Raw genomic sequence first — 14,604 nt, forward strand, 5'->3', positions numbered from 1 at the left:
TGTTTAAAATCATAACTTTTGAATTACGAGCTGTTTATTGCCAAACGAATTATTGCAGGCAAAGAATATAAAAATAGTATATCATCTCCAATTATAAAAATTGCAATTACAGCAATTGCTTTAGGAATTGCTATTATGCTAATTTCTGTGGCTACTACTTTAGGTTTTCAGCATAAAATACGTGATAAAATAGCTGGATTTAAAGGGCATATTCAAATTGTAAACTACGACAATAATAATTCAGATATTTCTACGGTTTCTATTGATAAGAATCAAGACTTTTATCCAAGTTTCAATGGAATAGATGGTATAAAGAATGTTCAAGTTTATGCGAATAAAGGAGGAATTATTCGTACTCCAACAGATTTTGAGGGAATTGTATTAAAAGGTGTTGCTGATGATTATGATTTTTCATTTTTTAAAGAATATCTCGTAGAAGGTCGATTACCAGATTTTAGTTTACCAAGAAATAAAGAAATCATTATTTCTCAATCATTAGCAAATAGACTGAATTTAAAATTGAATGATACTATTCAAGCGTTGTTTTATGCCGAACAGAGTAAATCTAAATTTAAATCGAGAAAACCCATTATTGTAGGTATTTATGATACAGGTTTTGAACAGTTCGATAAAACGATGGTAATTGGTGATATTAGAGAAGTTCAACGAATTAATGGTTGGAAAGAAAATGAAGTAGGAGGCTTTGAAATTTTACTAGATGATTTTGATACTCTTAAAGAAAAGAATGATGAAATTTATAGTCAAATAGGAGCAACTTTAGAAAGTGTTTCTTTAGTAGATAAAAACGCCGCAATTTTCGATTGGTTAGAGTTATTTGATAATAATGTATGGTTCATTATTATAATTATGATCATAATTGCAGGAATAAATATGATTACAGCTTTACTTGTGCTAATTTTAGAGCGAGTACAAATGGTAGGAATATTAAAAGCATTAGGAAGTAACAACTGGGGAATTAGAAAAATATTCTTGTACAATGCGACGTATTTAATATTTAAAGGCTTGTTATACGGGAATTTGATAGCCTTTTTATTGTTAGCAATTCAATACTTTTTTAATCCAATTACCTTAGATCCTAAAACATATTATGTAAGTACAGTACCAGTAGTACTAAATTTTTGGGCAGTGTTTTTATTGAATATAGGCACATTAATTATGTGTTTTGTAATGCTAATTATTCCATCATTTATTATCACAAAAATCCATCCATCAAAATCCATCCGATTTGCCTAAATTTGCAACTCAATTTTAGAACATGAAATACGCAAACAATATATTAGAGACTATAGGAAATACGCCTTTAGTTAAATTAAACTCAGTAACAAAAGAAGTAGATGCTTTAGTATTAGCTAAGGTAGAAACTTTTAACCCAGGGAATTCTGTTAAGGATAGAATGGCTTTAAAAATGATTGAAGATGCTGAAGCAGATGGTCGTTTAAAACCAGGAGGAACTATTATTGAAGGTACCTCAGGAAATACAGGAATGGGATTAGCGTTAGCAGCTATTGTAAAAGGTTACAAATGTATTTTTGTGATTTCTGATAAGCAGTCTAAAGAGAAGATGGATATTTTACGTGCAGTAGGAGCAGAGGTAGTTGTTTGTCCTACAAACGTTGAACCAGATGATCCTCGTTCATATTATTCAGTATCTAAAAGGTTAGGAGAAGAAACTCCAAATTCGTGGTATGTAAATCAATATGATAATCCTTCGAATGCTACTGCTCATTATGAACAAACTGGACCAGAAATTTGGGAGCAAACTGAAGGTAAGATTACACACTTTGTAGTTGGAGTAGGTACAGGAGGAACTATCTCTGGTACTGCTAAGTATTTAAAAGAAAAGAATCCAAATATTAAAATTTGGGGAGTAGATACCTATGGTTCTGTTTTCAAAAAATATCATGAGACAGGTATTTTCGATGAAAATGAAATTTATCCATACATCACAGAAGGAATTGGTGAAGATATTTTACCAAAGAATGTTGATTTCTCTTTAATCGATGGATTTACAAAAGTAACAGATAAAGATGCTGCAGTTTATACAAGAAAAATAGCTAAAGAGGAAGGAATTTTTGTTGGAAACTCTGCTGGTTCTGCAATTAAAGGGTTGTTACAACTTAAAGATGAATTTAAGAAAGATGATGTTGTTGTAGTTTTATTCCACGATCATGGAAGTCGTTATGTAGGAAAAATGTTTAATGACGATTGGATGCGTGATAGAGGATTCTTAGAAGAGGAGGTAACAACTGCTGAAGATTTAATAAAAAGCCATGTTGATAAGCCATTGGTAACTGTTCAAACAGAAGAATTAGTATCACATGCAATTGAAAGAATGCGTGATTTTAAAATATCTCAAATTCCTGTAAAAGATGTTAACGGATTTGTAGGTTCTGTAGATGAATCGGCTTTATTAAGAAGTTATTTAGAGGACAAAAATATTGCTGAAAAACCTATTAAAGATGTGATGGGAGCTAAATATCCAGAAGTAAGTTTAGACGCTTCTATTGATGAGGTTTCTAAGTTAATTACTAAAGAAAATCAAGCTGTATTGGTAGATTTAGGAAATGGAAAACATCACATCATTACTAAATATGATATTATTAGTGCCATCTAATTTATAGTTACATATATAAAAATTCAAAAGCCCACTCAAACGAGTGGGCTTTTGTTAATCAACTAATTCAAATAATTTACACAATGAAAACAGTTTACTACGTTGCTTTCACATTTTATTAAATACAAGCTTCGTGCCAAAGTGTATTTTTAAGTGTTATTTTGTTAAAAAGATGTGATTTTTATATTTATTTAACATTTAAAAGATTTTAACTATTGATATGATAATTTTATTGGTTAATCTATTATCATTATTTTAATAATTATCTATCTTTTTTAATTATAATTAATTAAGATAAATAAGAGAAGGTTAGTAGTTGACTTTTCGGTATTATATAAAAATTCAAAAGCCCACTCAATTGAGTGGGCTTCTGTTAATCAACTAATTCAAATAATTTACACAATGAAAACAATATTACTTTGTTTTACGCTAATATTGATTTCAAATTCTGTGCCAAAATTACGAATTAACCTAATATACTGTATGTGATGTTTTAAGAATTCACAATATTTTAACTTCATAAAGAGCTTTCGTTAAGAAATGTATAACAAATAGTCTCTTTTTAAGAAATATTTAATAAATCAAACGATTTGTTAACTTGCGTGCTTATGTGCTTTATAAGATGAACGTACAAGAGCGCTACTTTCTATATACATAAAGCCCATTTCTTCTCCTATCTTCTTATATTTTTCGAATTGATCTGGCGTTATAAATTGCTTAACTGGTAAATGTTTTTTAGAAGGTTGTAAATATTGACCAATGGTTAAAACGTCTAATCCAACATTTCTTAAGTCGGTCATAGTTTCAATAACTTCTTCTTCAGTTTCACCTAAACCAAGCATTAAACCAGATTTTGTACGCATTCCGTTTTCTTTTAAATACTTTAAAACACCTAAGCTTCTATCGTATTTAGCTTGTATACGAACTTCACGAGTTAATCTTCGTACAGTTTCCATGTTATGAGAAACAACTTCCGGATGTACTTCAATAATACGATCAATCAATTTCTCATTTCCTTGAAAATCAGGAATTAATGTTTCTAATGTAGTATTTGGATTCGCTCTACGAATAGCTTGTACAGTTTCTGCCCAAATAATAGAACCTCCGTCTTTTAAATCATCTCTATCTACCGAAGTAATAACGGCATGTTTAATTTTCATGATTTTGATTGAACGAGCAACCTTTTCTGGTTCGTCCCATTCTACAGTTTCTGGTCTTCCGGTTTTTACACCACAAAATCCACATGAACGTGTACAAATATTTCCTAAAATCATAAAGGTAGCAGTACCTTCTCCCCAACATTCTCCCATGTTAGGACAACTACCACTTGTACAAATTGTATTTAACTTGTATTTATCTACTAAACCTCTTAGTTCGGTATACTTTTTTCCTACAGGAAGTTTAACACGTAACCATTTTGGTTTCTTTTGTCTTTCAGGAAGTGTCACTGTTTCGTTTGCCATTCTCTAAAAATTGAATTGCAAATTTACGAAGAAAACCTTTATAAATTGAATAAGTACCAAATACTAAATCCGATTAAAAATACAATTCCAGCAATACTTAAAATTTTAAGAGGAGTTCCTGGTCTGTATTTTTCTGGAGTGTGTTTTCCTGAGATTAAAATATAATTTAAAATAGCATAAAATGGAGCTGTTAAAAAAGATAAAATAGTAGCGATTTTAATTAAGAATCCCATATCTGCTAAAAAGTACTGTAAGATAATATAGGTTCCTGAAGCAATAAATAATAACCATATCCAATACGGAATTTTAAACTTACCATCAAAAATTAAGTTCGTAGTTTTTGTCATTGCTCTTGGTGAGGCATCTAAAGCTGTTAATGTAGTACTAAACATAGTGGTAAAAGCTGCTACACCAATTATTATATATGAAAACTGTCCTAAATTTTGAGTATATAATTTTATAAGTTGAGAAGCAAAAACAGTTCCTTGGTTAGAAAAAGTTCGTCCAGATTTGTACATGACTAAAGCACCTAACATAACAAAACAAACTCCTAAAAATAAGGTACCTATATAACCTACATTAAAATCGAAAATAGCTTGTTTAGGTTTTATTTTTTCTAAAGTAGTTTTACTTTTTTCTACTGACCATAAAGAATGCCAAATTGATATGTCTAATGGAGCAGGCATCCACCCTAAAAAGGCAATTAAAAACGTAATTTGTAAAGACCCATTAGGTATTATTTGCTGAAAACTGAATCCTTTTTCAGTACTAAATAAAGCTACGTTAACTGCAATTAAGGTGCTAATAGTAAGTATAAGTATAATATACTTCATAAAATTATCAAGAAATTTATACTTGCCAAATCCTAAAACAATAATGCTTATTACTGTAATTATTGTAGACCAAATTACAAGATCGTTTGTAAGACCAAATAAATGAGCAGCTAAACTTGCAGTGACAATCGTTACTGCTGCTTGTATAGTAAACATAGTAGCAAAGTTTAATATGTAATAACTTATTAAAACACCTTTGCCTAATTTTTTATAACCGTCTAATAAAGTTTCGCCAGTGGCTGAAGCATATCTTGGACCAAATTGAAAAAAAGGATATTTAAATATATGTACAAGAAGTAATGCCCATAATAACCCAAAACCAAAATCGGCACCAGCACGAGTAGATTGAACAAGGTGAGAAACACCAATAGCTGCACCAGCAAACAACATTCCAGGACCAAGCCTAGTAAAAATGGATTTTTTCATGAAAGGGGATTTTTTGAAAAACTAAAAATTTAAATAATCTATATTTTTCAGTTTTTTCAATAGTGAAAATTTTAAACTGTTTAATTGCTTTTTAGAGGAAAGAGTTCTTTTTTGTTTCTTGTATATAGAAACTAATTGTTTTTGATAATAGAATTTTCCGCCAGCATGAAGTGGTAATATCATAAAGTATTCAATCTTTAAATAAGATTTGCAATCTATGATTTTTTTATAATTTCTGCTAATAATTTTTTGGCTCTTAGTAATTTAACTTTAACATTATTAACAGGTTCGTTAATATGATTGGCAATTTCTTTGTAGCTCAGCTCCTGAAAATATCGTAAATGAATTACTTCTTGGTATTTTGGTTTTAACTTTTTTATGTCTCGTAAAAGTTTTGCTAAGTTTTGTTCAGTAATAATTTTGTCTTCAGGTGAAGGAGCATCATCAATTATTTTATAAGCTTCTTCTTCTTTTTCTTTACTGGTTTCAATAATAACTGTAGCACTTTTTTTTCTTAAAAAATCAATATGAATATTTTTAGAAATGGTAATTAACCATGTTTTAAATTGATATTCTTCATTAAAAGTTTCAATTTTATCAAAAGCTTTAGAAAAGGTTTGAATGGTAATATCTTCAGCATCATTTTCGTTGTTATTCTTTTTTAACTGAAAATTATATACGCTTCCCCAAAAGGTATCTAATAAAAAATTAAAAGCTATTTGATTGCCTTGTTTAGCTAGCTGTATTTGATGTAGTAACTTTTCTTTGTTTATTTCCAATGTGGCGGTTTAGAAAATGAATTGACAATAAATATACCAATTTGAATACATAGTAAACAAATATCGAGAAGGGGAGTAAAGATAGTAATATATTTTTCGTTTAGTTTTTTGCTGAATTTAAATATAACCAATACAAAAATAAGATAGTAAACTATGATAAAAGGTAATGTAAATTTCCAATTTAAAAACAAGTTGGCTATAGCTAAAGTATAAAACAAGAACTTACTAAAATTAAATGTGTTTATATATAGTTTATGCTTGAGCTGATATAAGCTTTTAGTAAGAGCGCTTTCTCGTAATTTTGAAAACCATTCACCAAAGGAATCTTTATTCTTATCAATTGTAAAACTATTAGTGCTAGTACAAATAGCTACATTATTTTTAGTAGCTGCATCTTTTAAAAATAAATCATTTTGAGCGTTATAAACTTTCATATGGTTTATATATCCGTTTACTTTAAAAAAAGTCTTTTTAGTAAAAGCGTAGTTAGTTTGTTCTGCAGTAAAAGGAGTAGAAGTTTTAGTTAAAGAAAAGTTTAAAATACTTTTGATGAGATATTCAAAACGGATTAGCATATTTAATAACCCGATTTTTGAAGTTTCTAGTTTCTTATATCCTAAAACAATTTGTGTATCATTATTAAAAGAAGAAGCAATTTCTTTTAACCAATTATTAGAAATAGGAGCGGTATAAATTTCAGTAAAAACCAAATGTTCATTTTTAGCAGCTTTTATACCAAGAGTTAAAGCGTATTTTTTATTTCCCCAAAAAGCTTCGTTGTTTTCTACATTAACAATGGTTAAACGGTTGTTTTCTTTTTGTAGGTTTTCTAAAAGTTCAGAAGTAGTATCTATAGAAGCATCATTAATAATAACAACTTCAAAATTGTTATAATTCTGATTTATAATATTGGGAAGATTCTGTTCTAATAAATCAGCATTGTTTTTGGTATGAATAATTACAGATATAGGTAATTCTTCAATATTATTCTCATTCTTTTTATTAAACTTAAAAAGGAAAAAGAATAAGAAATATAACAACTGAACAGCAAAGGCTCCTACAAGAGCGTAGAAAAGCACAGAAAACAACATAAAAAAAATTAATTATGTTGTGGATCGCTACAAGTATCAAATTGGTCTGGGGTTTTCCCACAAAAACCACAAGCTTCACCGCTTTCATTTAACATAGGGTTTTGACTAGCACAAGTACCAGCAAACTCACCATCTTTTTTTGCCCAAATTTTAATGGCAATTCCTGCAAAGGCAATAGCTAATAGTCCGATTGTAACAAAAACTAATTTCATAATTCACTATTTAGTTTGCAAAGATACTGAAACTCTGTTTTTCAACAATGGTTAAATTGTTGTATATTCAAAGATGTGACTTTTAAAATTTTAAGTGTCATATTAAACATATTAACTATTTTAAACTTTGAATTATGAAAAGATACTTTGCTGAATTATTTGGAACATTTTGGTTAGTTTTTGGAGGATGTGGTAGCGCAATTTTTGCAGCTGCATTTACAGAATTAGGAATTGGATTTACAGGTGTTGCACTAGCATTTGGTTTAACCGTTTTAACTATGGTGTATGCTGTAGGACATATTTCTGGTGGTCATTTTAATCCTGCAGTTTCATTTGGTTTATGGGCAGGAGGTAAGTTTTCTGCTAAAGAATTAGTTCCGTATATTATTTCTCAATTAGTAGGAGCAATTTTAGCCGCTTGTTTTTTGTACTTAATTATCACCAATAAAGCAGGTTTTGAAAGTATTGGAGGTTTTGCTGCTAATGGTTATGGAAATTTATCTCCAGGAGGTTATAGTCTTACCGCAGCTTTTATAGCAGAATTTTTATTAACCATGTTCTTTTTAATAATCATTTTAGGAGCTACAAGTGAAAATGCACCTAAAGGATTTGCAGGAATTGCTATTGGTTTGGCATTAACTCTAATTCATCTAATAAGTATTCCAATAACCAATACTTCAGTAAATCCTGCTCGTTCTATGAGTCAAGCATTATTTGCAGGAGGAGAATATTTAACTCAATCTTGGTTGTTTTGGATAGCACCAATTGCTGGAGCTATTATAGCTGGTTTTATTTATAAAGCATTGTTTGATAAAGAGTAAAATCATTGTCAATATTCAATAATATAAAACAGATGTTTAAGTGGCATCTGTTTTTTTTATGTTTAAAAATCAACTTTTTTAAACTTTATGGGTCTAAGCATTAAACACATTTTATGAAATCAACCAATATCCCTTTAATTTTATTAATTTCATTATTCTTTTTTTCTTGTGGAAGTGACACTTCAGTAGTTGAAGAAGATCCAATACCAACTCAAAATTCAAAACCTAATATCTTATTAATTATTGCAGATGATATGGGGCTAGATGCTACTCCAGGGTTTAACGTAGGTACCACTAAACCGAATATGCCTAATCTTCAAAATATGATTAATACTGGAGTTCGATTTACCAATTTATGGGCATATCCTACTTGTACACCAACAAGAGGTAGTATTTTAACTGGTAAGTATGGTTTTCGAACGAATGTAAAAAAGGTTCAAGATGTAATGTCTACTTCAGAAACTTCATTGCAAAAATATTTAGATGATAAAGGATCAGGTTACAGTAATGCTATTATTGGAAAATGGCATTTGTCTAGAGACGAAAATCATCCTACACAAATGGGAATAGATTATTATGCAGGTTTGTTAAGTGGAAGTGTTCAGTCATATACAAATTGGAGTTTTACTCAAAACGGAGCAACAACAACTTCAACAGAATATACAACTACAAAGTTTACCGATTTAGCGATAGATTGGATTAAACAGCAAGAGCAACCTTGGTTTTTATGGTTAGCATATAATGCGCCACATACACCATTTCATTTACCGCCTGCTAATTTACATTCACAAGGGAATTTACCATCAGATCAAGCAAGTGTAGATGCAAATCCTTTACCATATTATATGGCAATGATTGAAGCGATGGATACTGAAATAGGGCGTTTGTTAAGTTCTATGACTCAAGCAGAAAAAGATAATACTATAATAATATTTATAGGAGATAATGGTACGCCAAATCAAGTAGCACAAGATTATAGAGGTACTAGAGTAAAGGGCACTGTGTATCAAGGAGGTGTAAATGTGCCAATGATTGTTTCTGGTAAAAATGTTATGCGCTCAAATCAGTCTGATAATAGTTTATTAAATACAGTAGATCTATTTGCCACTATAGCAGATATTGCAGGAACTGGTACTACACAACACTATGATAGTAATAGTTTTAAAGAATTATTTACGTCATCTAGCACATCAAACATAAGAGACTTTGCGTATACCGAATTGGGTAAAGGTACAGGAGATGATGATATAACTATAAGAAATTTAACCCATAAGTATATAAAGTTTACCGACGGAAGCGAAGCTCTGTATAATTTAAATGATGATTTTTTTGAAACAAATAATTTGTTGACTTCAACATTAGACGCTGAAGACCAGCAACAGTTAGATAATTTGAAACAAACCCTTAACAACTTAAAAAACTAATAAGATGAAAAACTTAAAAATATCTATTTTATTATTCGGATTAATAGCATTGGTTTATTCATGTGGATCAGATGATTCTGAAGAAATGAATAACGATGATGATGTAAGTGAAAAAGTATACGATATAACACCAATATTATCAAAATTCGACAATATTGCTGCAATTACCTATTCAGTATCTGGAAATACTGTTACGATACAAACAACAAATTTACCAAACCATAAAAGCCCGTATTGGGGAGTAGGACATACAATGTATGAAGCTTATAATGGCACGAATCCTGATTGGCGTCAAAACCCAGGATCAATCGGAGAACAAAATATAACATTTAGAGTTCCATTAAATCCTTCAGAAGCAGGAACAAAATCGGCAACACCAATGGGACCAATAGGTGTATCTAGAAATGGAATAGTATTTTTTAATCAATATGCAGCTGGTGGAGCTCCTCTAACTAATGAAATTAATTCGTTTGATCAATATTTAGGACATCCAGCTACCACAACATATCACTATCATATTAAGCCTAAGTTTTTAACAGATACTTTTGGAGAAGATGCTTTTTTAGGAATACTTTCTGATGGTTTTCCAGTGTATGGACCTGTGGAAAATGGACAAACAATTACCAATGATGATTTAGATGCTTATCACGGACATGTTTCTCCAACAGCCGATTTTCCTGATGGAATTTATCATTATCATATAACAAATGAAGATCCGTATTTAAATGGAAATGGATTTTTCGGAACTCCAGGATCTGTAACTAGATAATGAGAATACAGCAAATAAAATATTTATTACTCTTTATAGTACTTCTAGTTTCTTGTAAATCTAAAGAGACTAGAAGTGCTAATTCCGTAGATTTAATAGAAAAAAGCAGAACAGACGAATCGTTCACTCTAAAAAATGGGGTTTTATTTTACAAAAACGAACCTTTTTCTGGAATTGTAAATACTTTTTACAATACGGGAGAATTAAAATCGAAATCAAAATATATTTTAGGAAAAAGAGATGGATTTTACAAAGGATGGTATACAAGTGGTAGCAAATCTTTTGAACGACTGTATGCGAGTGGGGTAAAATTTGGAGTACATGTCGGATGGTATGAGAATGGTCAATCAAAATTTAATTATCATTTTAATGGACAAGGAGATTATAATGGAGAATTAAGGGAATGGTATCCAAACGGACAGTTGTATAAAGTATTCAATTATAAGAATGGAAAGGAAGAAGGGAGTCAAAAAATGTGGCAACCAAATGGAAAGATTAGAGCAAACTTTGTGACTAAAAAAGGTGAGCGATTTGGCTTGATAGGGCTAAAAAAATGTTATTCAGTAAATATAAAAAATGAAGTTATTCAATAATATAGTGCGTTATTACGAGCGAAGCATGGTAATCTCTTTAATAATAGTTTTTACACTATTAATAGCTGCTTCTTGTAACACAAAAAAAGCGGTTGATAAAGAATTGACCTTACCATTTTTTAATTCAGCAGAATTAACTCCTGAGTGGATTCATAAGGAAGATAACGATTACAAAAAGATACATCAAATTCCCGATTTTTCTTTAACGAATCAAGATGGAGAGAAGATTACGAGGAAAACATATGAAGGAAAAATTTATGTAGCAGATTTCTTTTTTGTAACCTGCCCTGGAATATGTCCGATTCTTGAAAAAAATATGAGCAAACTTCAAGATAAATTTAAAGAAGATAATGACGTGTTGTTACTTTCGCATACCGTTATGCCTACAAAAGATTCTGTGCCAGTTTTAAAACAATATGCTATTGATAACGAAATCGATGCTAAAAAATGGAATTTGGTTACAGGCGATAAAAAACAAATTTACAATCTAGCTCGTAAAGCCTATTTTGCCGACGAAGATTTTGTGAAAACACAAGACGAAGATGCCTTTGTTCACACTGAAAACTTCATTCTAATTGACAAAAAAGGAAGAATTAGGGGTGTGTATAACGGAACTTTAGCCTTAGACACAGAACGTTTAATAAGGCATATAGAAATATTGAAGAAAGAAGGTTAGTTCCTTAATTTTTAATACCTAACATTTTATTAAATGTTCTTACTTCACATTGATAGAATTTCTTGAATTTAATCCAAAACGTGCTCATAGTTATAAATTTTGTTACTATTATAGTTATCTAGTTTGTTTGGTAATCTTCTTTACATAGTGAAAATATAAGTTAGGTCTCATTTTCAAGACTAAATTACTTGTGTCAATTTTTATAATTACTTGGGTCAAGTCTTCAAATCGCTTATCATAAGATAGAGAGTCTAATTGCCCACCAAACTGAAAAATTGAGTCATTAGCTATTTGCCAATTACAAATTGTAATATTGTTTTTCCCATAATCTTTTATATAAGTCTTATTTGGTTTAAATTCTATATTTGAGGTAACTACTTTATATTGATGTCCTCCTCTTATGTAAGTGTATTTGACATCAGAACTATCAGTTGCTCTTACAAAATTCCATTTACCTATAATCAAACGATTTAAGTCTTTATTATCTGTTTTAATATTCCTACAGCTTATAGATAAAAAAATTAGAGTAATTATTAATTTTAAATACTTTTTCATTTTCAAGATAGGTGTCAACTATAAGTATTTAAAAATACTAAAATGTTACAAAGAAGTTTAAATAATATTGACTTCAATTTCTAAATTAATGCCGAAGTTCTTTTGAATAGTTTTTTGAATAGTTTGAGCAAGTTCGTAGATGTCCTTTCCACTAGCATTTCCATAGTTTACCAAAACAAGTGCTTGTTTTTCGTGTACACCATACTCTCCAAAACGTTTCCCTTTAAATCCACTTTGTTCAATTAACCAACCAGCAGGAACTTTAATTTCCATTTCAGAAACAGGATAACTAGGAATAGCCGGGTACTCTTTTTGTAGCTTTTCGAAGTGTTTTTTAGAAACAACAGGATTTTTAAAAAAACTACCGCTATTACCAATTTCTTTTGGATCGGGTAATTTAGATTGTCTAATAGAAATTACAGCATCAGAAATATCTTTTATGGTTGGGTTTTCAATTCCTTTTCCAGATAATTCATTATTAATTGCTCCGTATGAAGTATTTAAATTATGCTCAACTTTTGTTAATTGAAAACTAACAGAGGTAATGATATATTTTCCCTTTGCAGCGTTTTTAAAAATTGAGTTTCGATAACCAAATTCACAAGCTTCATTAGAAAATTCAACTAATTTACCTGTAGCTTTTTCAACAGCTTCTACTTTGGTAATTACATCTTTAACTTCTACACCATAAGCTCCAATATTTTGAATAGGACAAGTACCTACGTTACCTGGAATTAAGGAAAGATTTTCTATACCACCATAACCTTGAGAAATACACCAAAGTACAAATTCATGCCAATTTTCACCAGCATTTACGGTTAGGTAAATATCGTTATGGTTTTCTCTATCAATAGAAATACCTTTTAAATTAAGGTGAACTACTAATTTTTCAATATCAGAGGTAAGTAACATATTACTTCCACCACTAATTAAAAAAAGGTCTTGTTCTTCCTTTAATAGTTGTTGTAAGCTATATAAGGAATCAATAGAAACAAAACGTTTGGCAATTACATTGATGCCAAACGTATTGTATTCTTTTAAAGATATATTTTCTTGAATATTCAATTAATTATTGTATTGTTGTAAAGCTACTTTTAATATTTCAACACAACGCTTTAAATCAGCTTTATTTAAAACGTAGGCAATACGAACTTGATTTTTACCTTCTCCTTTGGTAGAGTAGAATCCTCCTGCAGGAGCAACCATTACTGTTTCATTATTGTGGTTGAATTTCTCTAAAATCCACTGAGCAAAATCTTCTGAATTATCTACGGGTAATTCTGCGATACAATAAAATGCACCTTTTGGGTTGGCAACTTTAACACCATCTATTTTCTGTAACTCAGAAATTAGCGTATCTCTTCTTTCTTGATATTCTTCAATTACTTCATCAAAATAGCTTTGAGGAGTATCTAAAGCAGCTTCACTAGCTAACAACGCATAAGTAGGAGGGCTTAAGCGAGCCTGAGCAAATTTAATAGCCGTATTGATGAAATTTTCGTTTTTAGAAACAATACATCCAATTCTTGCTCCACACATACTATAACGCTTAGAAACAGAGTCAATCATAATGGCATGTTGCTCTAATCCTTCCAAAGCCATTACTGAATTGTGTTTTTCACCGTCATAAGCAAATTCACGATACACTTCATCAGCAATTAAAAATAAATCGTGTTTAAGAACGATTTGTTTTAATTTTTCAATCTCTTCTTTGCTATATAAATATCCTGTTGGGTTACCAGGGTTACAAATTAAAATAGCTTTAGTCTTCGGTGTAATTAACTTTTCGAAATCTTCAATTGCTGGTAATGCAAAGTTGTTTTCAATTTTTGAAATTACTGGCACAACATTTACTCCAGAAGCAGTGGAGAATCCATTATAATTGGCGTAAAAAGGCTCAGGAATAATAATTTCATCTCCTGGGTCTGTAATACTACCAATAGTAAATAACAATGCTTCTGAACCACCTGTAGTTGCAATAATATTATTGGCAGCTACATGAATGTCGTTTTTAGCATAGTAATTTGCTAATTTATTTCTATACTCTTCAGAACCTTCAGAGCGTGCATACGATAATACTTTAATAGCATTGTTTTTTACAGCGTCTAAGGCAACTTGAGGTGTTTTAATATCAGGTTGACCAATATTTAAATGAAATACTTTTGTTCCATTTTTTTTAGCAGCCTCAGCAAATGGAACCAATTTTCTAATTGGCGATTGAGGCATTGAATTTCCCTTGTTAGAAATAGAAGGCATTTTATATATAAATGTTTAGTTGTTTTGAAAGGCAAATTTGCAAAATATTATTGAATCTTTATGGACAATTA

At 30.2% G+C, this 14,604-nt stretch carries 15 protein-coding genes; 7 read left to right on the forward strand and 8 right to left on the reverse strand.

The features are described 5' to 3' along the window. The first annotated feature begins 18 nt into the window (after positions 1–18). Positions 19–1,254, forward strand: coding sequence for an ABC transporter permease (locus WH52_RS00115; protein ID WP_086028895.1), 1,236 nt, complete (start codon positions 19–21; stop codon positions 1,252–1,254). Between the two features lie 22 nt (positions 1,255–1,276). Beyond that, positions 1,277–2,635, forward strand: coding sequence for a pyridoxal-phosphate dependent enzyme (locus WH52_RS00120; protein ID WP_086028896.1), 1,359 nt, complete (start codon positions 1,277–1,279; stop codon positions 2,633–2,635). A 593-nt stretch (positions 2,636–3,228) separates the two neighbouring features. On the opposite strand, the gene lipA is transcribed toward WH52_RS00120, so the two are convergent. The 5 genes from lipA to WH52_RS00145 all read right to left on the reverse strand — a co-directional run bounded on the left by lipA (position 3,229) and on the right by WH52_RS00145 (position 7,439). Then, positions 3,229–4,098 carry a lipoyl synthase gene (gene lipA / locus WH52_RS00125; protein ID WP_086028897.1) on the reverse strand — a complete coding sequence of 290 codons (870 nt, stop codon included), beginning with the start codon at positions 4,096–4,098 and terminating at the stop codon, positions 3,229–3,231. Positions 4,099–4,136: 38 nt separating this feature from the next. Next, entirely contained in the window at positions 4,137–5,357 is a 1,221-nt protein-coding gene (locus WH52_RS00130) for an Nramp family divalent metal transporter (protein ID WP_086028898.1), read from the reverse strand. Between the two features lie 215 nt (positions 5,358–5,572). Continuing rightward, entirely contained in the window at positions 5,573–6,136 is a 564-nt protein-coding gene (locus WH52_RS00135) for an RNA polymerase sigma factor (RefSeq protein ID WP_086028899.1), read from the reverse strand. Continuing rightward, positions 6,127–7,227 (reverse strand): glycosyltransferase, encoded by a 1,101-nt coding sequence (locus WH52_RS00140; RefSeq protein ID WP_086028900.1) that lies wholly within the window; start codon positions 7,225–7,227, stop codon positions 6,127–6,129. Before WH52_RS00140 ends, WH52_RS00135 begins: the two co-directional genes overlap by 10 nt. Positions 7,228–7,235: 8 nt before the next feature. Then, positions 7,236–7,439 carry a membrane or secreted protein gene (locus tag WH52_RS00145; RefSeq protein WP_086028901.1) on the reverse strand — a complete coding sequence of 68 codons (204 nt, stop codon included), beginning with the start codon at positions 7,437–7,439 and terminating at the stop codon, positions 7,236–7,238. Between the two features lie 134 nt (positions 7,440–7,573). On the opposite strand from WH52_RS00145, the gene aqpZ reads away from it, so the two are divergent. The 5 genes from aqpZ to WH52_RS00170 all read left to right on the forward strand — a co-directional run bounded on the left by aqpZ (position 7,574) and on the right by WH52_RS00170 (position 11,722). Then, entirely contained in the window at positions 7,574–8,260 is a 687-nt protein-coding gene (aqpZ, locus tag WH52_RS00150) for an aquaporin Z (RefSeq protein ID WP_086028902.1), read from the forward strand. A gap of 113 nt (positions 8,261–8,373) precedes the next feature. Next, positions 8,374–9,684 carry a sulfatase-like hydrolase/transferase gene (locus WH52_RS00155; protein WP_086028903.1) on the forward strand — a complete coding sequence of 437 codons (1,311 nt, stop codon included), beginning with the start codon at positions 8,374–8,376 and terminating at the stop codon, positions 9,682–9,684. Positions 9,685–9,688: 4 nt separating this feature from the next. Beyond that, a complete protein-coding gene (locus tag WH52_RS00160) occupies positions 9,689–10,453 on the forward strand; it encodes a YHYH protein (protein WP_086028904.1) in 765 nt (254 codons plus the stop codon). Continuing rightward, on the forward strand, positions 10,453–11,046 hold the full coding sequence (locus tag WH52_RS00165; RefSeq protein ID WP_086028905.1) for a toxin-antitoxin system YwqK family antitoxin: 594 nt from the start codon (positions 10,453–10,455) through the stop codon (positions 11,044–11,046). Before WH52_RS00160 ends, WH52_RS00165 begins: the two co-directional genes overlap by 1 nt. Beyond that, positions 11,030–11,722: an SCO family protein gene (locus WH52_RS00170; protein WP_233131482.1), complete on the forward strand. Its 693-nt coding sequence runs from the start codon at positions 11,030–11,032 to the stop codon at positions 11,720–11,722. Before WH52_RS00165 ends, WH52_RS00170 begins: the two co-directional genes overlap by 17 nt. A gap of 114 nt (positions 11,723–11,836) precedes the next feature. Here the strand turns inward: WH52_RS00170 and WH52_RS00175 are convergent, their stop codons facing one another. From WH52_RS00175 to WH52_RS00185, 3 genes are read right to left on the reverse strand one after another with little or no spacing between them, the layout of a single operon-like run. Beyond that, complete coding sequence (locus tag WH52_RS00175) at positions 11,837–12,277, reverse strand: hypothetical protein (protein WP_086028906.1); 441 nt, start codon at positions 12,275–12,277, stop codon at positions 11,837–11,839. Between the two features lie 57 nt (positions 12,278–12,334). After that, complete coding sequence (gene murB / locus WH52_RS00180) at positions 12,335–13,342, reverse strand: UDP-N-acetylmuramate dehydrogenase (protein WP_086028907.1); 1,008 nt, start codon at positions 13,340–13,342, stop codon at positions 12,335–12,337. Continuing rightward, a complete protein-coding gene (locus tag WH52_RS00185) occupies positions 13,343–14,533 on the reverse strand; it encodes a pyridoxal phosphate-dependent aminotransferase (RefSeq protein ID WP_086028908.1) in 1,191 nt (396 codons plus the stop codon). It abuts the gene before it with no gap. Between the last annotated feature and the right edge of the window lie 71 nt (positions 14,534–14,604).

Source organism: Tenacibaculum holothuriorum, assembly GCF_002120225.1.
Taxonomy (GTDB): domain Bacteria; phylum Bacteroidota; class Bacteroidia; order Flavobacteriales; family Flavobacteriaceae; genus Polaribacter; species Polaribacter holothuriorum.

Bases quoted from the DNA above. Each gene is read 5' to 3' on its own strand.
- WH52_RS00120 (WP_086028896.1), top strand. From the start codon at position 1,277: ATGAAATACGCAAACAATATATTAGAGACTATAGGAAATACGCCTTTA.
- lipA (WP_086028897.1), bottom strand. From the start codon at position 4,098: ATGGCAAACGAAACAGTGACACTTCCTGAAAGACAAAAGAAACCAAAA.
- WH52_RS00130 (WP_086028898.1), bottom strand. From the start codon at position 5,357: ATGAAAAAATCCATTTTTACTAGGCTTGGTCCTGGAATGTTGTTTGCT.
- WH52_RS00140 (WP_086028900.1), bottom strand. From the start codon at position 7,227: ATGTTGTTTTCTGTGCTTTTCTACGCTCTTGTAGGAGCCTTTGCTGTT.
- WH52_RS00145 (WP_086028901.1), bottom strand. From the start codon at position 7,439: ATGAAATTAGTTTTTGTTACAATCGGACTATTAGCTATTGCCTTTGCA.
- aqpZ (WP_086028902.1), top strand. From the start codon at position 7,574: ATGAAAAGATACTTTGCTGAATTATTTGGAACATTTTGGTTAGTTTTT.
- WH52_RS00155 (WP_086028903.1), top strand. From the start codon at position 8,374: ATGAAATCAACCAATATCCCTTTAATTTTATTAATTTCATTATTCTTT.
- WH52_RS00160 (WP_086028904.1), top strand. From the start codon at position 9,689: ATGAAAAACTTAAAAATATCTATTTTATTATTCGGATTAATAGCATTG.
- WH52_RS00165 (WP_086028905.1), top strand. From the start codon at position 10,453: ATGAGAATACAGCAAATAAAATATTTATTACTCTTTATAGTACTTCTA.
- WH52_RS00170 (WP_233131482.1), top strand. From the start codon at position 11,030: ATGAAGTTATTCAATAATATAGTGCGTTATTACGAGCGAAGCATGGTA.
- WH52_RS00175 (WP_086028906.1), bottom strand. From the start codon at position 12,277: ATGAAAAAGTATTTAAAATTAATAATTACTCTAATTTTTTTATCTATA.
- WH52_RS00185 (WP_086028908.1), bottom strand. From the start codon at position 14,533: ATGCCTTCTATTTCTAACAAGGGAAATTCAATGCCTCAATCGCCAATT.